Origin of the sequence: Candidatus Pelagibacter sp. HIMB1611, assembly GCF_052047715.1 — a bacterium.
Taxonomy (GTDB): domain Bacteria; phylum Pseudomonadota; class Alphaproteobacteria; order Pelagibacterales; family Pelagibacteraceae; genus Pelagibacter.
Genome location: NZ_JBNAJM010000001.1, coordinates 351,266 through 372,553, shown reverse-complemented (window position 1 = coordinate 372,553; position 21,288 = coordinate 351,266). Strand labels below are relative to the sequence as shown.

20 protein-coding genes are annotated in these 21,288 nt (G+C 30.4%); 8 read left to right on the top strand and 12 right to left on the bottom strand.

The features are described 5' to 3' along the window. The first annotated feature begins 2 nt into the window (after positions 1-2). The 4 genes from purQ to grxD are packed head-to-tail and all read left to right on the top strand — an operon-like array spanning position 3 to position 3,437. Positions 3-686, top strand: a complete 684-nt coding sequence (gene purQ, locus ACTTAS_RS01995; RefSeq protein ID WP_440678168.1) for a phosphoribosylformylglycinamidine synthase I — start codon at positions 3-5, stop codon at positions 684-686. Continuing rightward, entirely contained in the window at positions 683-2,875 is a 2,193-nt protein-coding gene (gene purL / locus ACTTAS_RS01990) for a phosphoribosylformylglycinamidine synthase subunit PurL (protein WP_440678167.1), read from the top strand. Before purQ ends, purL begins: the two co-directional genes overlap by 4 nt. Next, positions 2,875-3,105, top strand: coding sequence for a BolA/IbaG family iron-sulfur metabolism protein (locus ACTTAS_RS01985; RefSeq protein WP_262589071.1), 231 nt, complete (start codon positions 2,875-2,877; stop codon positions 3,103-3,105). The genes purL and ACTTAS_RS01985 overlap by 1 nt, the downstream gene beginning before the upstream one ends. Next, a complete protein-coding gene (gene grxD, locus ACTTAS_RS01980) occupies positions 3,105-3,437 on the top strand; it encodes a Grx4 family monothiol glutaredoxin (protein ID WP_440678166.1) in 333 nt (110 codons plus the stop codon). Before ACTTAS_RS01985 ends, grxD begins: the two co-directional genes overlap by 1 nt. 9 nt (positions 3,438-3,446) lie before the next feature. Here grxD and rpsD read toward each other — a convergent pair whose 3' ends face one another. Genes rpsD through ACTTAS_RS01935 form a run of 9 tightly spaced genes read right to left on the bottom strand, consistent with a single transcriptional unit; the run spans position 3,447 to position 13,322 of the window. Then, complete coding sequence (gene rpsD / locus ACTTAS_RS01975) at positions 3,447-4,064, bottom strand: 30S ribosomal protein S4 (RefSeq protein WP_440678165.1); 618 nt, start codon at positions 4,062-4,064, stop codon at positions 3,447-3,449. Positions 4,065-4,104: 40 nt separating this feature from the next. After that, the gene (locus ACTTAS_RS01970) at positions 4,105-4,818 is read right to left on the bottom strand and encodes an RNA methyltransferase (RefSeq protein WP_440678164.1); all 714 of its coding nucleotides are present in this window, start codon (positions 4,816-4,818) and stop codon (positions 4,105-4,107) included. Next, positions 4,818-5,681, bottom strand: coding sequence for an urea carboxylase-associated family protein (locus tag ACTTAS_RS01965; protein ID WP_440678162.1), 864 nt, complete (start codon positions 5,679-5,681; stop codon positions 4,818-4,820). Before ACTTAS_RS01965 ends, ACTTAS_RS01970 begins: the two co-directional genes overlap by 1 nt. A gap of 2 nt (positions 5,682-5,683) precedes the next feature. After that, positions 5,684-7,285, bottom strand: coding sequence for a citramalate synthase (gene cimA / locus ACTTAS_RS01960; protein ID WP_440678161.1), 1,602 nt, complete (start codon positions 7,283-7,285; stop codon positions 5,684-5,686). Further along, on the bottom strand, positions 7,282-8,637 hold the full coding sequence (cysS, locus tag ACTTAS_RS01955; RefSeq protein ID WP_440678160.1) for a cysteine--tRNA ligase: 1,356 nt from the start codon (positions 8,635-8,637) through the stop codon (positions 7,282-7,284). The genes cimA and cysS overlap by 4 nt, the downstream gene beginning before the upstream one ends. 45 nt (positions 8,638-8,682) lie before the next feature. After that, a complete protein-coding gene (gene nadE, locus ACTTAS_RS01950) occupies positions 8,683-9,420 on the bottom strand; it encodes an NAD(+) synthase (RefSeq protein WP_440678158.1) in 738 nt (245 codons plus the stop codon). Between the two features lie 39 nt (positions 9,421-9,459). Then, positions 9,460-10,839, bottom strand: coding sequence for a class II 3-deoxy-7-phosphoheptulonate synthase (locus ACTTAS_RS01945; protein ID WP_440678157.1), 1,380 nt, complete (start codon positions 10,837-10,839; stop codon positions 9,460-9,462). Between the two features lie 35 nt (positions 10,840-10,874). Then, a complete protein-coding gene (glmS, locus tag ACTTAS_RS01940; protein WP_440678156.1) occupies positions 10,875-12,695 on the bottom strand; it encodes a glutamine--fructose-6-phosphate transaminase (isomerizing) in 1,821 nt (606 codons plus the stop codon). A gap of 3 nt (positions 12,696-12,698) precedes the next feature. Next, complete coding sequence (locus ACTTAS_RS01935; RefSeq protein WP_440678155.1) at positions 12,699-13,322, bottom strand: DapH/DapD/GlmU-related protein; 624 nt, start codon at positions 13,320-13,322, stop codon at positions 12,699-12,701. A gap of 69 nt (positions 13,323-13,391) precedes the next feature. On the opposite strand from ACTTAS_RS01935, the gene ACTTAS_RS01930 reads away from it, so the two are divergent. The 4 genes from ACTTAS_RS01930 to ACTTAS_RS01915 are packed head-to-tail and all read left to right on the top strand — an operon-like array spanning position 13,392 to position 17,633. Then, entirely contained in the window at positions 13,392-14,057 is a 666-nt protein-coding gene (locus ACTTAS_RS01930) for an HAD family hydrolase (RefSeq protein WP_440614258.1), read from the top strand. A 53-nt stretch (positions 14,058-14,110) separates the two neighbouring features. After that, a complete protein-coding gene (locus ACTTAS_RS01925) occupies positions 14,111-15,613 on the top strand; it encodes an MmgE/PrpD family protein (RefSeq protein ID WP_440678154.1) in 1,503 nt (500 codons plus the stop codon). Beyond that, complete coding sequence (gene prpB, locus ACTTAS_RS01920; protein ID WP_440678153.1) at positions 15,613-16,509, top strand: methylisocitrate lyase; 897 nt, start codon at positions 15,613-15,615, stop codon at positions 16,507-16,509. Before ACTTAS_RS01925 ends, prpB begins: the two co-directional genes overlap by 1 nt. Then, positions 16,509-17,633, top strand: coding sequence for a bifunctional 2-methylcitrate synthase/citrate synthase (locus ACTTAS_RS01915; RefSeq protein WP_440678152.1), 1,125 nt, complete (start codon positions 16,509-16,511; stop codon positions 17,631-17,633). Before prpB ends, ACTTAS_RS01915 begins: the two co-directional genes overlap by 1 nt. 1 nt (position 17,634) lies before the next feature. Here ACTTAS_RS01915 and ACTTAS_RS01910 read toward each other — a convergent pair whose 3' ends face one another. The 3 genes from ACTTAS_RS01910 to ACTTAS_RS01900 are packed head-to-tail and all read right to left on the bottom strand — an operon-like array spanning position 17,635 to position 21,207. Next, the gene (locus ACTTAS_RS01910) at positions 17,635-18,264 is read right to left on the bottom strand and encodes a class I SAM-dependent methyltransferase (RefSeq protein WP_440678151.1); all 630 of its coding nucleotides are present in this window, start codon (positions 18,262-18,264) and stop codon (positions 17,635-17,637) included. Between the two features lies 1 nt (position 18,265). Then, the gene (locus ACTTAS_RS01905) at positions 18,266-19,279 is read right to left on the bottom strand and encodes a ribonucleotide-diphosphate reductase subunit beta (protein WP_440678150.1); all 1,014 of its coding nucleotides are present in this window, start codon (positions 19,277-19,279) and stop codon (positions 18,266-18,268) included. Then, positions 19,270-21,207 (bottom strand): ribonucleoside-diphosphate reductase subunit alpha, encoded by a 1,938-nt coding sequence (locus tag ACTTAS_RS01900; RefSeq protein WP_440678149.1) that lies wholly within the window; start codon positions 21,205-21,207, stop codon positions 19,270-19,272. Before ACTTAS_RS01900 ends, ACTTAS_RS01905 begins: the two co-directional genes overlap by 10 nt. Positions 21,208-21,288: the final 81 nt, after the last annotated feature.

Here is a 21,288-nt window from a genome sequence, read left to right as displayed (position 1 = left end):
TAATGAAATCATCTGTCATTACTTTTCCTGGATCCAATTGTGATAGAGATATGGATGTTGCTCTAAAAAAATTTGGATTTAAGAATAAAATGGTTTGGCATGATGATGCTGAACTTCCAAAAAGTGATTTAATTGTATTACCAGGAGGATTTTCATATGGTGACTATTTAAGATGTGGGAGCATGGCATCTAAGTCTAAAATTATGAAGTCAGTCATTAATTTCGCTAACTCCGGTGGTATGGTAATGGGAATTTGTAATGGATTTCAAATATTAGTTGAAACTGGGCTAGTTCCAGGTGTGTTATTAAGAAATAAATATTTAGAATTTATTTGTAAAAATGTATTCGTAAAAATTAGTAATAAAACAAATAATTATTTTAATAATATTAAAAATGATGTTTTAGAATTTCATATTGCTCACAATGAAGGAAATTATTTTTGTACCAAAGATCAATTAAAAGAAATTGAAGATAATGAACAAGTTGCAATAAATTATTGTGATGAAAATGGAAAAATAGAAGAACAATTCAATCCAAACGGTTCAATTAAAAATATTGCTGGTATTTTTAATAAAAAAAAAAATGTTTTAGGTATGATGCCTCATCCTGAAAGAATGATTGATAATTTTTTATCAGGAGAAGATGGTTCAATTTTTTTTAATAATTTAATTAATAATTTAAAATGATAGTAAACGAACAAGTAGCTATTGATCATGGTTTAAAAAAAGATGAATATGCTAAAATTTGTGAATTATTAAAAAGAACACCAAATATTACTGAACTTGGTATTTTTTCTGCAATGTGGAATGAGCATTGCTCATATAAATCTTCAAGACTTCATTTAAAAAAACTTCCAACAAAAGGAAAAAAAGTTATTCAAGGTCCTGGAGAAAACGCTGGTGTTATTGATATTGAAGATAATGATGCCATAGTGTTTAAAATTGAAAGCCATAACCATCCATCTTTTATTGAGCCTTATCAAGGAGCAGCAACAGGTGTTGGTGGGATTATGAGAGATGTATTTACAATGGGTGCTAGACCTATTGCAAATTTAAACTCTATTCATTTTGGTTCGCCTCAACACAAAAAGACTAAAAATCTTTTAAGAGGTGTAGTTCATGGAATTGGAGGATATGGAAATTGCATGGGTGTTCCAACTATAGCAGGACAAACAAGTTTCGATAGTTCATATAATGGAAATATCTTGGTTAATGCAATGACCTTAGGTTTGGTTAAAAAAGATAAGATTTTTTACTCAAAAGCAGCTGGTTTAAACAAACCAGTTATTTATGTTGGTTCAAAAACTGGTAGAGACGGAATTCATGGAGCCAGCATGGCTTCAGCAAGTTTTGATGACAAAATAGAGGAAAAGAAACCCACTGTTCAAGTTGGAGATCCATTTACTGAAAAACTTTTACTGGAAGCTTGTTTAGAATTAATGGCTGGAGACTCAATTATAGCAATACAAGACATGGGAGCTGCTGGATTAACATCATCAAGTATAGAAATGGCATCAAAAGGAAATCTTGGAATTGAAATAAATCTAAACAAAGTTCCTTGCAGAGAAACTAAGATGACACCTTATGAAATTATGCTATCTGAAAGTCAAGAAAGAATGTTGATTGTTTTAGAAAATGGAAAAGAAAAACAAGCAAAAAAAATATTTGATAAATGGAATTTAGATTTTGCAGTAATTGGCAAAACTACTAATTCAAAAAAAATACAACTTTACTTTGACAATGAAAAGGTAGCAGACATCCCTGTAAATACATTGGTCGAAAATTCACCTATGTACGATCGTAAATGGAAAAAAGCAAAGCTACCTAAAAAGAATAAAATTAAAAAAGAAGATTTAAAAAATTTCAAAATTATAGATGTTCTGAAAAAAGTTTTAGCAAACCCAAATATTTGTAGCAAAGATTGGATTTGGCAGCAGTATGATCATACGGTTATGGGAGATACTATTCAAAAACCAGGTGGAGATGCTGGAGTTGTGAGAGTGCATGGAACAAATAAAGCTGTAGCTGCTTCAGTCGATAGTTCTGCTGTATATTGTTGGGCTCACCCTCTTACTGGTGGGAAACAAGTAGTTTGTGAAAGTTTTAGAAATTTAATTGCTGTTGGTGCAAAACCTATAGCTATTACTAATTGTTTAAATTTTGGAAGCCCTGAAAATGAAGAAAATATGGGAGAGTTTGTTGAATGTGTTCAAGGAATTGGTGAAGCAAGTGAATATTTAAAATTCCCAGTAGTTTCAGGAAATGTTTCTTTTTATAATCAAACTAAAGATGAAGGTATAAAGCCAACTCCTGCTATTGGAGGTGTGGGTTTGATAGAAGATTATAATAAAATGATCACAATGGATTTTAAAGAGATTGACAATGTGGTTTTGGTTATTGGAAAAACAGAGGGACATTTAGATCAAACTTTATTTGCAAGGAATATATTAGATGAAAAAAATGGTCCTCCTCCTGAAATAAATTTATTTAATGAAAAAAATAATGGAGAAACTTTATTGAAACTTATCGAAAGTAATCTAATCAAAAGTGCTCATGATGTTTCTTTAGGTGGAATTATTACAGCAGTAGCCAAAATGTGCATCAAAGGTAAAAAAGGAATAAATTTAAATAAACCAAAATATTTAATCAATGAATTGGAATATTTCTTTGGTGAAGATCAAGGGCGTTATATTACTGAGGTTAGTAAAAAAGATTTAAAAAAAGTCACAGATATATTGAATAAAAATGCTGTTCATTATGACGAACTTGGTACAATCAGTGAAAATGAACTATATTTTGATGATAAGACAAAAGTTACAATTGACGAATTAACAAGTTCAAATACAAAGTGGCTTACAGATTATATGAGTAACTAATGGCAATGGATTTAAAAGAAATTGAGAGTTTAATTAAAGAAGCAATGCCTGATGCGGTTGTAGAAATTCAAGATTTAGCAGGTGATGGAAATCATTATTCAGCAACTGTGACTTCTTCTCAATTTTCAGGAAAAAGTAAAATTGAACAACATAAAATGGTATATAATTCTCTAAAAGGACGTATGGGAAATGAATTACATGCCCTAGCAATTAAAACAAAGGAGCAATAATGGACGATAATACAAAAAATATAATTCAAAATCATATAGACAACAATGATGTTTGTTTATTTATGAAAGGAACCCCAGATGCTCCACAATGTGGTTTTTCAATGGCTGTTTCAAACATGTTAAAAATTCTTGAAGTAAATTTTAAAGGAGTAAATGTTTTAGAACATCAAAACATCAGAGAAGGTATTAAAGTTTACAGTGATTGGCCAACAATTCCTCAATTGTATATTAAAAAAGAATTTGTTGGTGGATGTGATATCGTAAAAGAAATGTACGAGAACGGAGAACTTAAAAAAGTTCTTGAGGATAAAGGTATTAATTTTAAAAATTAAATTTAGAAATTATCTAGAGTAATATTCAATTACAAGATTGGGTTCCATTATTACAGGATAAGGAACTTCTTCGAATTTAGGAATTCTCACAAATTTTAATTTTTTATTTTTCTCATCCATTTGGATGTATTCTGGTGTTTCTCTTTCTTTATTTGCTAGAGCGATATCAATGATTGCTAATTGCTTAGATTTGTCTCTAATTTCAATTGTATCTTCTTCTTTTACTAAATAGCTTCCAATATTTACTTTCTTACCATTAACTCTTACATGACCGTGGTTAATTAATTGTCTAGCTGAGAAAATAGTAGTTGCAAATTTTGCTCTATAGATAACAGCATCTAATCTTCTCTCTAAGAGACCAATTAAATTTTCACCTGTATCACCCTTAAGCATAACTGCTTTTTTATAAATATTTCTGAACTGTTTTTCGTTAATATTTCCGTAATATGCTTTTAATTTTTGCTTAGCTTGCAACTGAATCCCGTAATCTGAAGGCTTCGATGTTTTTGTTTGACCATGTTGGCCAGGTCCATAAGCTCTAGTATTAAAAGGACTCTTTGGTCTACCCCACAGGTTAACCTTTAACCTTCTGTCTACTTTATGTTTAGAGTTTAATCTTTTTGTCATTTAATAGTGGGCTTTATAGACTTACTCTTACTTTTGTCAATCAACGTTTTTTACCTAAACTGGCAAATACACCAGATAAAATACGCGTTTCTTTAGTTGATAATTCCATTCGGTAAAAGATATTTCTTAAGTTTTCAAGCATTATTGGCTTCTTGTCTTTTGATTTGAAGAAATTAATCTCTTCTAGATTCTGGATACATAAATTAGCCATAGCAACAATCTCTTTTTTAGAGGCAGATTTTACTTTATTTGATTTATTAAAAGAGGACACTTTTGAATTAAGAATACTTGATACATATTGAGCAATAATTATCAAACTATGAGAAAGGTTTAATGACTTGAAATCAGGATTTGTTGGAATTTGAAGGGTGTAATTGGCATAACTTATTTCATTATTGGATAAACCTGATGCTTCTGATCCAAATAGAAAAGCTACCTTTTTTTTATAATTAATTTTTTTTAAATCTTCTAATTGAATATGCTTAATATTTTTATTTCTAAATCTCGCAGATGTTGCAATAACAATATCGATATTCTTTAAAGATCTTTCTAAATTTTCATAATTCTTTGTTTTATTAATAATATTCTTAGCTCCAACAGAAGTTGCTAAAATTTTATCATTTGGAAATATTGGTTTAGGGTCTACAACAACTAATTTCTGAAAATTAAAATTTTTCATTCCTCTTGCGCAAGCTCCAATATTTTCTGAAAGCTGAGGCTTATGTAAAATGAAAGAAATATTATTAACTGACATTAATCAATGCCATGATTTCTGTTATAACTAGAAATAGCAGATGGTTTAATGTCTGTTAAATACTTGGGATCTACAGACCAAATAGAAACTTTTAATGGATAACATTTTGCAACATCAGAAGAGTGTTCAGATCCACAATCTCCTCCAGGACAAGCTGAAAGAGCTCCCAATAAATCTGTTTCAGCAAAAAATTCTAGATAATCTCCTGGTCTAACTGGACTAGCTTTCATAAAGTATTGTTTAGTATCATTAGTAAAACCAGTAAGCATAAATACATTTAATACATCATGAACTATTTTTTCAGCATGATCTAATTGAACATTTTTTTCTTTAACTAGTGCTCTTGTTAGATTTGAATGACAACAATAGTGGTAATCATTATCGCTTAAAAGTTTTGAAGTATAAGGATCGCATCTAGTACCAATTACATCATGGACAGAGCCACCATCTTTATCATAATCATACCAATCCAAAGTGTCCCAAGTTATTGTCGCTAAAGACCTAAGGTATGGAAAGCTGCTAAACATTTTGTCCCCAACGGATAGATGGGTCCCATATAAAGCTCTTGTTTTTCCTGAATAAAATTTTTCCTCTAAATTATTTAAATTAAATAAATTTAAATCACCTACTTGTGGGCCATCTAAACTTTCAATTCTAAAAAACTCACCAAATTTTACCTCAAACGTTTTTGCATCCCTTGGAGGAATAATTACCTCATCTTTTTTAACCAAATACTCTCTTGCAGAATGTAAAGTGCTTAAATTTTTATCTTCAATTGTGGTATTTGGATAACAAACGATAGGCTTTGCTCCAATTCTACTATCGATATCTGTTGGTTTTTCTGAAAATTTTTTAATTTTCATTTTTATAGACTTCCAGGTGCTTTATCCTTAAATAATTTGTAATCTAAACTATCCACTAAAGCTTTAAATGAGGCGTCAATTATATTAGGTGACACTCCAATTGTGAACCAGTTCACTCCTTTGGAGTCTGTGCTTTCAATACTAACTCTGGTAACTGCTTCTGTACCTGTATTTAAAATTCTAACTTTATAGTCAACAAGTCTTAAATCTTTCAAATACTCAGAATATTTAGCAAGTTTATTTACATTCTTTCTTATTGCATTATCTAAAGCATTAACAGGTCCGTTTCCTTGTCCTTCGCATAAAATTTTGTCTCCATCTACCTCTAATTGAGCTTTAGCATAAGATATAATCTCTCCAGTTTTATCTTTTTTTACTGAAACATCATACTCATTAATTGAAATATATCTTGGTATCTCTCCCATCAATCTTCTTGCAAGTAATTCAAAAGATGCATCTGCACCATCATAGCTGTAGCCAATGAACTCTCTATCTTTTACTTCATCTAAAAGTTTTTTTATTTTTGGGTCACTTTTCTGAACATTAATCCCAATTGAATTTAATCTAGACATTATATTTGATTGTCCTGATTGATCTGAAACTACAATATTTCTAGAATTTCCAACCTCTTCAGGATTGATGTGCTCATAAGTTTTTGGATCTTTTTGAACTGCAGATACATGCATTCCACCTTTGTGGGAAAAAGCTGATGCACCAACATAAGGTAAATGTTTGTTAGGTTTTCTATTTAATATTTCATCTAGTAATCTTGAGCATTGAGTTAAATTTTTTAAATTATCTCTCTTGATACTTAGTTCAAATTTATCTGCGAAATCTTTCTTTAAAAAAAATGAAGGGATTAGTGACATCAGGTTTGCATTACCACATCTTTCTCCTAATCCGTTTATAGTTCCTTGAACTTGTCTTACTCCTGCTTGGACTGCAGCAAGACTATTCGCTACTGCATTTTCAGTATCATTATGAGCGTGAATTCCCAAATTTTCTCCTGGAATATTTTTGCTTATTTCAGTTACAATTTTAGAAATTTCATGTGGAAGTGTTCCACCGTTAGTATCACACAATACAATCCATCTAGCTCCATTATCATAAGCAGCTTTCAAACAAGACAATGCATATTCTGGATTTGATTTATATCCATCAAAGAAATGCTCAGCATCAAACATGAATTCTTTACCTGATTTAACAATATGTTTGGTACTTTCGCTTATGTTTGTTAAATTTTCATCGTTAGTAATTCCTAAGGCAACTTTCACTTGGAAATCCCATGATTTACCAAATAAGCAAACAGATGAGCTTTTTGAATTAATTAATGATGATAGCATAGGATCATTTTCAGCACTATGTTCTGATTTTTTTGTCATCCCAAACGCTGTTAATTTTGTTGATTTAAAATTGTGATCTTTATTAAAAAATTCTGTATCTGTTGGATTGGCACCTGGCCAACCGCCCTCTACATAATCTACACCTAACATGTCTAATGCAGATGAAATTTTCTCTTTATCATCAATAGAAAAATCTACACCTTGTGTCTGTGCTCCATCACGTAGTGTTGTATCAAAAATATAAAGTTGTTCTTTACTCATTTAAATTTCCAGGTCGTTTTACCATCTTTATCTTCTATTAAAACACCTTTATCAAAAAGCTCATTTCTAATTTTGTCAGCTTCCTCGTAATTTTTGTTCTCTCTAGCTTTGTTTCTTTCTTCAATTTTTTTTAATATTTCTTCTTCTGAAATAGAAGCTTTGCTCATTTTGAAACTTAACCACTCTTCTTTATTTTGGTTTAAAAGTCCTACAAACTGACAGGCAGAAACAAATATAGCTTTGTCATTGTCATCACCTTTTTGTGCTTTTTCATATAATTTATGTAAATTTGCTATGTAACCTGGTGTATTTAAATCATCATACAGGGGTTCAAGAATTTCATCTGAGATATCTGTATTGTTTCTACTATCTACATAAACATTGTACCATTTATTAATTGTATTATAGCAATTTTCTAAAAGCTTATCGTTCCAATCTAATGGTTGTTTGTAATGTGCACTCATTAAAGCTAATCTTAAAATCTGGCCACTTATCTTATTTCTAAAATCTTTTATTTTTAAAATGTTACCCTGAGACTTTGCCATCTTTTCATTGGACATAGTAATAAATGCATTGTGCAACCAATAATTAGCAAATGTCTTTGTACCATTAGCACATCTTGATTGTGCTATTTCATTTTCATGATGAGGAAATATTAAATCAATACCACCTCCATGGACGTCAAACTCATCTCCTAAAAATTTTTTAGACATTGCTGAACATTCTAAATGCCATCCAGGTCTTCCTTTTCCCCATGGAGAATCCCAAGAAGGTTCGTCACTTGCTGATGGCTTCCATAAAACAAAATCTTCTGAATTTTTTTTATTTTCACTTATTTCAATTCTTGATCCTGCAATTAATTCTTCTAGTTTTTTGTTTGATAGCTGACCATAATCATTGAACTTTTTAACATCAAAATAAACATGGTTGTTATTCTCATAAGCAAAACCTTTTTTGATTAATTCAGAAACCATTTCAATCATCAAATCAATATTTTCAGTTGCTTTAGGTTGATGAGTTGGTGATTCACAATTTAAATAATTACAATCTTCACCAAAACTTTCTGTTACTTTATTTGTTAATTCTGAAATTGAAATATTATTTTCTTTTGATGATTTAATAATTTTATCATCTACATCTGTAATATTTCTAACATAAGTAACTTTTGAATATTTTTTATTAAAAATTTTATAAAGGATATCAAAAACAACTATTGGTCTTGCGTTTCCAATATGAGGATCATCATAAACTGTTGGTCCACAAACATACATTCTTATATTTTGTTCATCTATTGGAACAAATTTTTCTTTTTTGTTTGTTAGATTGTTTGTTAAAAAAATATCATTACTCATAATTTTAGAAATATACTTAAATTATAGATTTGTGAATCTATTTGATTAATTTGGAATTTTGCATACTGGAATAGGCTCCATTTTATGCAAATTTTGTTTTCTAATGATTTCGTATTTTGCTCTATTGGAAGATTTAGGATTATCCATAGCTTCCTCGAGTTCTTCATATTTTAACCCAAGCTGACCTTCATCTGTTCTACCGTCATCCCACAAACCATCAGTAGGTGCTGCTTCAATAATTTCATTTAATATACCAAGTTCTTTGCCGAGTTCCCAAACCTGAGTTTTATTACAATCTGCTATGGGAGAAATATCTACGCCTCCATCTCCATATTTTGTGTAAAATCCTACACCAAAGTCCTCTACCTTATTGCCAGTACCAACTACTATTCCTTTGTTAGCTGCAGCAACTTGGTAAAGAGTAGTCATTCTTAATCTTGCTCTAGAATTTGCCATTCCATGCTCGTTGTCAAATTTAGATAAACTTGAGCTAAATGCCAAAAACAATTCATCTAAATTAATTGTATGTGCTTCAACATTTTTAAAATTTTTTACCAACCATTCCTGATGTTTTAAGCTTAGATCATGTTGATGTGATTTTTGTTTAATTGGCATCGACAAAACTATTGTTTTCAAACCCGTCATAGCACTTAAGGTGCTAGAAACAGATGAGTCAATGCCTCCAGATATTCCAATAACAAGAGACAGTGCCTTTGAAGGCATATTGTCCACATAGTTTTTAATCCAATTAGATATAAACTTAGCTTTTTCTGAGGTGTTCATAGTTTATGATTTATTTTATTATATAGATTTTACAATGCCCTAAGATGCCGCTCTATCTGCATTTTTAGAATATAAGCTATTCTTTTTTATCTCATCTGAAATCATAAATGCTAATTCTAAAGCTTGGTTGGCATTCAACCTTGGATCACAATGAGTATGGTATCTTGAAGAAAGATCTTCTTCAGAAATTTTTTGTGCTCCACCAATACATTCAGTTACATCTTGACCAGTTAACTCAATGTGAAGACCTCCTGCAAAACTTCCTTCACTTTGGTGACATGCAAAAACATTTTTTACTTCATTTAGTACACTATTGAATGGTCTAGTTTTGAAACCTGTTGCAGCTTTAATTGTATTTCCATGACATGGGTCACAAGACCAAATTACATTCAATCCTTCTTTTTTAATTGCTCTAATTAATTTTGGTAAAAATTTTGAAACATTATCTGCTCCAAATCTTGAAATCAAAGTTATTTTACCTTTTTCATTTTTTGGATTAATTCGGTTACATAAATTAATTAAATCATCAGGTTTTAGTGTTGGTCCACACTTTATACCTATAGGGTTTTCAATCCCTCTACAAAACTCTACATGTCCTCCATCAAGCTGTCTTGTTCTGTCTCCTATCCAAACAAAATGTGCTGAGGTATCATGGTTCTCACCTGTGGTAGAGTCTGTTCTGGTCATTGCTTCTTCAAAAGGTAACAATAACGCTTCGTGTGATGTCCAAAAATTCACAGTATATAATCTATTGTTAAAATCTGATGTAATTCCACACGCTTTCATAAATGCTATTGCATCTGCAATTTTATCCTCTAAATCTTTAAATTTTTTTGCCTCTGGACTTTTTTTAATGTAGCCTAAATTCCATAAATGAACTTTATTCAAATCTGCAAAACCACCTTTAGAAAATGCTCTAATAAGATTTAGAGTTGCTGCTGACTGAGAATAAGCTTTAAATAATCTTTTTGGGTCGGGAATTCTTGCTTTTTCGGTAAATTCCATTCCATTTATGTTATCACCTAAATAACTAGGAAGCTCTACACCATCTTTATTTTCAACTGGAGAACTTCTTGGTTTTGAAAATTGACCAGCAATTCTTCCAACTTTAACGACTGGTAAAGAAGCTGAATAAGTTAAAACTAAAGACATTTGCAAAATTAATTTAAATGTATCTCTTAAATTATCAGGGTTAAATTCAGCAAAACTCTCTGCACAATCTCCACCCTGAAGTAAAAATGCTTTTCCATCTACAACATCAGCTAATTGATCTTTTAGGTGCCTAGTCTCACCAGCAAATACCAAGGGAGGAAAAGTTCCAATTTTATCTAAAACTTTATTCAGTTCCTTTTTATCTGGATATTCTGGTATGTGTTTAACAGGATGTTTTCTCCAACTATTTTTTTTCCAATTTTTCATATTCAACCTAGGAGTGTTTTAGCAGAGTTTAAACTTTATTCAACTGTGACCGATTTAGCTAAGTTTCTTGGCTTATCTATATCATAACCCATTTTCAAAGCAGAATAATAAGCAAGCTTTTGAAGTGGAATTGTTAAAAGGAATGGTAATAGATCATCATTGGTATTTTCAACCTCTATAGTTTCCCAAATATTCTCCGAAACAATTTCATCCTTGCTTTTGTTTGTAATTAGAAGAACTTTGGCACCTCTTGCTATAACTTCCTGCATGTTAGAAATTGTTTTTTTATAGTAATTATCTCTTGGTGCTAGAACAACAACTGGCATTCCCTCTTCTATTAAAGCAAGTGGTCCATGTTTCATTTCACCAGCTGGATAACCTTCCGCATGAACATAAGATAATTCTTTCAATTTCAAAGCACCTTCCAAAGCTATTGGAAACGAGAAACCTCTTCCAAGGAACATAGATCCTTTAGCTTCATTAAATGTTGAGGATATTGCTTGAATGTCATTATCTATTAATAAAGTTTTTTCTATTAAGTTTGGTAAGTTTTTAAGATCTTTAATTTTTTTTTGATAATTTTTTTTATCAATCTGATTAGACAAAGATCCAATTTTTAAAGCTAAAATATATAAAACAAGTATTTGACCTAAAAAAGCTTTTGTTGACGCAACCCCAATTTCAGGTCCACAGTGAATTGGTAAAACAAAATTTGAGTCTCTTGCTATAGAGCTTTCGATTACATTAACTACTGCACATGTTTTCATATTATTTTTGTTACAAAGATCCAAAGCTGCATAAGTATCTGCAGTTTCACCAGACTGAGAAACAAAAATATATAAACTATCCTTTTTAAATCTATTTTTTCTATATCTAAACTCTGAAGCTATATCGATATTTACATCTAAAGAAGTTAATTCTTCAAACCAATATTTTGCCATTAAACAAGAATGATAAGCAGTACCACAACCAATAAAAGTAACTGATTTAATTTCATTGATTTTCAATGGAAAATTGAAAATGTTTATCTCATTATTTACATTATCTAAATATTCTTTAATTCCAGTTTTTACTGTTACAGGCTGCTCCTCTATTTCTTTGGCCATGAAATGTTTAAAGTCACCTTTGTCATAATTTAACTCATTAGATGATAATTCTAAAATTTTTTTATTAATTTTTTTTCCCTCTTGATTGTAAAAATGAACTTGATCTTTTTTAACAATACAAAATTCTCCATCATCAAGATAAGTAATTTTATTTGTCATGGATTTTAAAGCATAAGAGTCTGACCCTAGGTAATTTTCATTAGGACCATAACCAACAGCTAGTGGCGATCCTCTTCTTGCACCTACAATTAAATCTGGAATATCTTTAAAAATTATACCTAATGCAAAACTTCCGTGAAGTTGTTTTAAAGTTTTGGTTATTGCCTCTTCCAGCTCCATAGTTTTTAAATTTTCTGTAATTAAATGAACTATTACCTCAGTATCAGTCTGAGATTTGAAAGTATAACCCTTATTAATTAAGTGTTTTTTTAAAATTGTTGAGTTCTCTATTATTCCATTATGGACAATAGATACATTATCTGATGAATGTGGGTGAGCATTAATGCTATTTGGTATACCGTGAGTAGCCCATCTTACATGACCTATTCCTATATTTCCTTTTAAAGATTTTAGATCAAAGTTTTGTTCTAAATTATCAACTCTTCCTTCAGATTTTACTTGATTAATTTCACCATTAAATAAAGTTGCAACACCGGCTGAGTCATAACCTCTATATTCTAGTTTTTTTAAAGAATTTATAATATTTGCAGAAACAGATTTATTACTAGATATTCCTATAATTCCACACATAATTTATTTTGTCTTTCTTTTATAATTTTTAATTTCCACTTGTACAGATCTTGTTAGTGCTAAAGATTTTTTTTTAACATTTTTTGTTATTACAGATCCTGCACCAATGATACTTTCTTTATCAATTTTTATAGGCGCAATTAAAGATGAATTTGATCCTATGAATACTTTATCTTTAATTATTGTCTTACTTTTTTTTAGACCATCATAATTACAAGTAATTGTTCCAGCACCAACATTTACCATCTTGCCAATATCACTATCACCGACATAAGATAAATGATTAATTTTTGATTTATTTCCAACAGTTGATTTTTTAATCTCTACAAAATTACCTACTTTTGAACCTTCTTTAAGAATTGTATCGGGTCTAATTCTTGCATAAGGACCTATCTCAACCTTATTTTCTACCTTACAAGTTTCAAGATGCGAAAAAGATTTAATAACAACATTATTTCCTATTTTAACTTTAGAACCTATTACCACATATGGTTCAATTGTTACTCCTTTTCCAATTTTGGTATCATTTGAAAAAAAAACAGTTTCAGGACCTGTCATTTTAACTCCAGCTTTTAAAAACTTATTTCGAAGTTTATTTTGATTATTTTGTTGCTTTGCATGTTTCATCTAGATTTTCTTTACATTAAGTATATATTTTAATTAATTCACAAATTATTTCTTTAAAATACTTTTAATATGAAACAAAAATTTACAGTATTGTTTGATTTAGATGGAACTTTAATAGACACAGCGCCAGATTTAATAACAGCGCACAACCATGTAATGAAAAAATTTGGTTATCCAACAAAAACATTAGGTGAATTAAAAAATGCAGTTGGCAAAGGTGCAAAAGCTATGATGGCAAAAGCTAACGGTCAATGGAAATGGTTTGATGAAAAAATTCAAAACGAAATGACAGATGAATTTTTGTCTTTTTATGGAAAAAATATTTATAACAAAAGTACTTTAATAAATGGAGTAAAAGAGTTTTTAAATTGGTGTAAGAACGAAAAAATCTCTATGGCTGTTTGTACTAATAAAACTGAGCACCTTGCTGTTGATCTTTTAAAAAAAATTGGAATTTATGATTATTTTGAATATGTGGCAGGATATAATACATTTGATTATTGTAAGCCTGATCCTAGACACTTAACGACAGTGATAGAAATATTGGATGGAGATTTAAAAAAATCAATTATGATTGGAGATAGTGAAACTGATGCAAACTCTGCGAAAGCGGCAGATATTCCAATGATATTGTTAAAATATGGATATACTGAAAAAAGATCTGATGAAATCTACCATAATCACCTCATAAAAGATTTTGTTGGTATAGAAAAAATCATATCTGAATATCTTTAATATTGATTAATTTATTTTAGCTATTAAAACAAAATTACTTATAAGGAGTTATTTTGTTACTACATACAGTTAAAGTTTTTCCATCTAAAATTCATTTACCTAAAAAAAAACAACTTGCCTGGAAAATTGCAGAAATTGCAAGTGATAACGCTAAACTAAACAAAGAAGCAGTTGAAATGGTTATCAACAGAATTATTGATAATGCTTCAGTTGCTATTGCTTCTTTAAATAGAAAACCCGTTATTTCATCAAGAGAGATGGCTTTGAAGCATTCTAGAAAAAATGGAGCAACTCTTTTTGGAGTTAATTCAAAACTAAAATTTGATTGTGAATGGGCAGCCTGGTCAAATGGAACCGCTGTAAGAGAACTTGATTTCCATGATACTTTTTTAGCTGCAGATTACAGTCACCCTGGTGATAATATTCCCCCACTATTAAGTGTAGCTCAACAAAATAAAAAGAGTGGCTTAGATTTATTAAGAGGTATTATTACAGCATACGAAGTTCAAGTAAATTTAGTTAAAGGGATTTGTTTACATAAACATAAAGTAGACCACATAGCTCACCTTGGTCCAAGTGTTGCTGCAGGATTGGGATCGATGTTAAAATTAAATACTGAAACAATTTACCAAGCAGTTCAACAAGCACTACACACAACTATTTCTACAAGACAATCTAGAAAAGGAGAGATATCTAGTTGGAAAGCATATGCACCTGCACATGCTGGGAAACTGGCAATAGAAGCTGTTGATAGAGTTATGAGAGGTGAAGGCGCACCAAGTCCAATTTATGAAGGTGAAGATAGTGTAATTGCAAGGATACTTGATGGAAAAAAAGCAAAATATAAAGTTCCATTACCTAAAAAAGGAGAAAGTAAAAAAGCAATATTAGAAACTTATACAAAAGAATATTCTGCAGAGTATCAATCTCAGGCTTTAATTGATCTTGCAAAGAAATTAAAAACCAAAATATCAAATTTAAATCAAATCAAAAAAATAGATATTTATACAAGTCATCATACACATTATGTAATTGGAACAGGTGCAAATGATCCACAAAAAATGGATCCAAATGCAAGTAGAGAAACATTGGATCACTCTATTATGTATATTTTTGCAGTCGCCTTAGAAGATGGTGATTGGCATCATGTAAAATCTTATACAAAATCAAGAGCTAATAGAAAAAATACTATTAAAATATGGAATTCAATAACAACCTATGAAGATAAAAAATGGACAAAAAAATATCATGATCCAGATCCAAAAAAGAAATCTTTTGGAGCAAAAGTTGTTGTTACATTGAACAGTGGGAAAAAAGTAACTGAAGAACTAGATAGAGCTGATGCTCATCCATATGGAGCAAGACCATTTAAAAGAGAAAATTATATAAATAAATTTTTAACTTTGACAGATGGTATTTTAGATAAAAAAGAGAGTGATCGTTTTTTAAGAAATGTTCAAAATTTAAAAAACTTAAAAGCTGGTCAATTAGATAAACTAAATATTGAGATTAAAAAAAGTAAGTTAAAAAGAAATTTGAAAAAAGGAATTTTTTAATGCACTTTGTTGAAAAAGAACCAGGTCAAAAAAGAATAGATTTTGACCAAAAACTTAAATCAAATAAAATTCTGAGAGTTCCTGGAGCTTACAATCCTCTAACAGCGAAATTAATTGAGGAAATTGGTTATGATGCAGTTTACGTATCAGGAGGTGTTATGGCTAATGATCTTGGTTTTCCTGATATTGGTTTAACAACACTTCAAGATGTGAGTACCAGATCTTATTTAATATCTAGGGTAACAAATCTTCCAACAATTGTTGATATAGATACAGGATTTAAATCTTGTAAAGAAACTATAGAAACTTTTGAAGAGTTTGGATTAACTGGCGTTCATTTAGAAGATCAAATTGAAAGAAAAAGATGTGGGCATCTAGATAATAAAGAGCTTATTTCAACAGAGGATATGGTTTCAAAAATAAAAGAATGTTTAGCTGCAAAAAAAGATCAAAATTTTAAAATTATAGCACGCTCAGATGCAAAAAGTGTTGAGGGAATTGATAAAATGATTGATAGATGTAAAGCTTATATTGATGCTGGAGCAGAAATTATATTTCCTGAAGCTTTGAATGATGAAAAAGATTTTGAAAAAGTAAGAAAAGAACTATCATGTTATTTGTTAGCTAATATGACTGAATTTGGTAAATCCAAATTATTTGACTATAAGGAGTTAGAAAACCTTGGCTATAATATTGTTATATACCCTGTAACTACGCAAAGACTAGCAATGAAAAATGTTGAAGATGGATTGAGGGACATTTATGCAAATGGACACCAAAATAATATAATAGATAAGATGCAGACTAGAAAAAGATTGTATGAATTAGTAGAATACGAAAAATATAATTCTTTAGACGAAAAAATTTATAATTTTAGTACAGAAGGGCATGAATAATGAGTGATGATATTAAAAAAGGTTTACTTGGAATTGTTGTAGATGAAACTGAAGTTTCAAAAGTTATGCCTGAGATTAATTCTCTGACATATAGAGGTTATGCTGCTCAAGATTTATGTGAATATTGCAGATTTGAGGAAGTCGCATATTTAATTTTAAATAAAGATCTACCTAATACTATTCAATTAAGACAATTTGAAAAAGAGGAGAGAAATAATAGAGAGCTTACAAAAAATTTATATGAAATTATAAAACACATGCCAAAAAAATCTCATCCAATGGATGTTGCAAGAACAGCTGTTAGTGTAATGGGATTAGAAGATAAAGAAACCTCCAACTCTACTCCAGAAGCCAATATGCGAAAAGCATTAAGAATTTTTGCAAAAACTCCCACAGCTCTTGCTGCTTTTTACAGAATTAGAAGTGGTAAAAAAATAATTAAACCTAAAAAAAATTTAACATTTGCAGAAAACTTTTTCTATATGTGTTTTGGGAAAGTACCTCAAAAAGAAATTGTTAAAGCATTTGATGTTTCTTTAATATTGTACGCTGAACATAGTTTCAATGTTTCAACTTTTACTGCTAGAACAATTACAAGTAGCTTGTCTGATATTCATGGAGCAATTACAGGTGCAATTGCTAGTTTGAAAGGTCCATTACATGGTGGTGCAAATGAAGAAGTAATGCACATGATGAATAGAATTAAAAAACCAGAGAATGCACTAAAATGGATTAATAACGCTCTTAAAAATAAAGAAGTAGTTATGGGCTTTGGTCATAGAGTTTATAAATCGGGAGACTCAAGAGTTCCAACTATGAGAAATTATTTTGGTAAAGTTGCTAAGCTTAAAAAAGATAAAAAATTTGAAAAGATCTATGATATTGTTGAAAAGGTTATGATCAAAAAGAAAAATATCCATCCCAATGTGGACTACCCTACTGGTCCAATGTATCATTTAATGGGTTTTGATACTGATTTTTTCACACCTATATTTGTTATTTCAAGAATTACAGGATGGTCGGCACATATTATGGAACAGCATACAGCGAATAAACTTATTAGACCCCTTGCTAAATATAAAGGAAACAAACACCGAAAAGTCATGCAATTAAACCAGAGATAAATTAATTTATCTCAATTTTTGCAAATCTATCATTACAAATAACAGACTTTTTGAAATTATTTTTTTTGCAAAACTCATCTATTGCTTGTTTGACACCTGGAGCATAACTTAAATTATAATCGTCACATAAAACAGTTCCATTATTTGTAATTACCTCCAGACAGCAATTTAAATCATTCGTAACCGTAGAATACTCGTGACCACCATCTAAAAAAACATAATCTACTTTAGACATATCAATTTTTTTTAAAACATTATTTGAATTACCTTTTATTAACGAAACATTATCACCAAATTTTTTCAATAAGTCTTGTACTGCCTCTAAACTATATGGGTTTTGTTTTTTGATGTAGTTAAAATAAATCGTTTTCAGTGGATTATTAAACTTTGTGTTGGGAATGATTTCATTAGAATTTTCCTCACTTTCAACAAATAAGTCTAAACCAACATATTTGAAACTATTACTATGTAAGTTTTTTAACAATTCACAAACATTTCTGGCAGTGACACCGTGAAAGACACCTACTTCTAGGAAAGTTTTAGGTTTTTTAAGTGCAATTTCTTTTAAAAAGAAATCACCAACACCTTTTTGTTTTAAACTTGTTTTCCTAAAATATTTTTTGTACTTCAAATTAACTAAATGCTTCTGCCCAAGTACCTTGGGTTGATGCTTTAGAATATTCTGTAGCCCTTCCTTCAAAGAAGTTCATGTGCTCTACAGCATTTAACATTGTATCTAACCAAGTTAATGGATTTTTATCAATGTCATATATTGCTTCTAAACCCAACTGATCTAATCTTCTGTTTGCGATAAAACGAATATATTTTTTAATATCATCAGCAGTTAAACCTTCCATTGGACCCATTTGAAAAGCTAAATCAATGAAAGCATCTTCATGCTCAACAATTGTTCTACATGCTTCGTAAATTTCTTTTTTCAATTGTGGTGTCCATGTTTCAGGATTTTCTTTAATGAAATCTTTAAATAATCTGATCATAGAATTGCAATGCAACGTCTCATCTCTTACAGACCAAGTAACTATCTGACCCATTCCTTTCATCTTGTTATGTCTTGGAAAGTTTAACAAAATTGCAAAACTTGCAAATAACTGAAGACCTTCTGTGAAAGCACTAAATACAGCAATTGTTTTTGCAATATCATGATTTGATTTAACATCAAAACCTTGCATGTAATCGTATTTATCTTTCATTTCTTTGTACTTCATGAATGCTGAATACTCAGACTCTGGCATACCAATTGTATCTAACAAATGTGAGTAAGCTGCAATATGAACTGTTTCCATTGAAGCAAAAGAAGACATCATCATTAATACTTCAGTTGGCTTAAATACATTCATGTAATGTCTTATGTAACAGTTACTAACTTCAACATCTGCTTGTGTAAAAAATCTGAAAATTTGTGTTAATAGATTTTTTTCTGAAGTTGAAAGATTTTTCTGCCAATCTCTAACGTCATCTCCAAGTGGAACTTCTTCAGGCAACCAATGAATTCTTTGTTGTGTTAACCAGGCATCATAGCACCATGGATATCTAAAAGGTTTGTAAACTGGATTTGCAACAAGCAACCCATTATTGTTTTTTTGTGGTTGAATAATTTCTGACTTAACATTTTCTGCTACTGACATGATAAACACTCCTCGTACTCTGGTTCACTATTTTCGGTTGATTTATTTTTATATACATTAGCCATGATGTCTGTTGACTTAGAATCGTTAACATTCTCAGCTCTTTGAATTGATTTTGATCTACAATAGTAAAGGCTCTTTAAACCTTTCTTCCACGCATCAAAATGAATTTTATGTAATTCTTTTTTATGAACATCTGCTGGTAAAAATAAGTTAACTGATTGAGCTTGTGAAATAAAAGGAGTTCTGTCTCCGCTCAATTCAATTATCCAGCTTTGATTAAGTTCAAATGCAGTTTTAAATACATCTTTTTCTAAATCAGTTAAAAAATCTAAATGGTTAACTGAACCTTGGTTTGTAGTAATACTGGACCAAGTTTCCTCATCATTTTTACCGTGACTTTCAAGAATTTCTTCAAGATATCTGTTTCTCACATTAAACGAACCAGATAAAGTTTTGTGAGTATAACTGTTTGCTGCAATGGGCTCTACTCCTGGAGAAGCTCCTCCACAAATAATAGAAATTGATGCTGTTGGTGCAATTGCAGTTTTGTTAGAAAATCTTTCTTGATAACCATACTCTGCAGCATCAGGACATGCTCCTCTTTCTTCAGCTAAATCTTTAGAAGCTTGATTAACTTTTTCGTGAATGTTTTTAAATATTTTTTTATTCCATGATTTTGCCATTACAGACTCAAGTGGAATTCTATTTTTCTGTAAGAAAGAATGAAAGCCCATCACACCTAAACCAACACTTCTCTCTCTTTCAGCGGAGTATTTAGCATCTTTAAATTGTTCAGGAGCTTTGTTAATGAAATCAGACAACACATTATCCAAAAATCTCATTACATCACTAATCATATCTGGATCATCTTTCCATTCTTCATATTTTTCTAAATTTAAAGATGATAAACAGCACACCGCTGTTCTATCTCTACCGTCTTTATCAATTCCTGTAGGAAGAGTTATCTCACTGCATAAGTTAGAAGTTTTAACAGTAAGATTTGCTAACTTATGATGTTGAGGAATTTGTCGATTAACTGTATCTATATAAATTATATAAGGCTCACCAGTTTCAATTCTAGCAGTTAATAATCTTATCCATAAATTTCTTGCAGAAATAGTTTGTTGCACAGTTCCGTCTGCTGGACTTTTTAATGCCCACTGTTCATCTGTTTCAACTGCTCTCATGAAAGCATCTGAAACTAAAACACCATGATGTAAATTTAATGCTTTTCTATTTGGATCTCCACCAGTTGGTCTTCTCATTTCAATAAACTCTTCTATCTCAGGATGATCAATTGGAAGATAACAAGCAGCAGAACCTCTTCTTAATGAACCTTGGCTGATTGCCATTGTTAAAGAATCCATCACTTTAATAAAAGGAATTATTCCTGAAGTTTTTCCAACTCTACCAATTTTTTCTCCAATAGATCTTAGGTTGCCCCAGTAGCTTCCAATTCCCCCACCCTTTGCAGCAAGCCAAACATTCTCGCTCCAAAGATCTAAAATTCCACCTAAGCTATCAGATGCTTCATTTAAAAAACATGAAATAGGTAAACCTCTCTTAGTTCCACCGTTTGATAAAACTGGTGTTGCTGGCATAAACCAAAGATTGCTTATGTAATTATAAATTCTTTGTGCATGTAAATTATCATCAGCATAAGTACTGGCTACTCTTGCAAATAAATCTTGATAAGATTCGTTTAAACCAAGGTATCTATCTTTTAAAGTCGCTTTACCAAAATCAGTAAGATTTGAATCTTTAGAACGATCAATTTTAATTATTATACCTTTGTCGTTTTGAAATAATTCTGTTTCGTTATTTAAAGAAAATAAATCAGGCTTATTCGCTTTTGAAACATCTTTAACTTCTGGACTATATTCGGAGACAGCTTTCTTGAGGGCTTGAGATAGAATCTTGTTCATATTTGTTATTATATTATTTTAGTTTTGCGAAAACAACTATATGTTGTAGGCGCTTTGATTAAGTATACTAAATAAACGTTT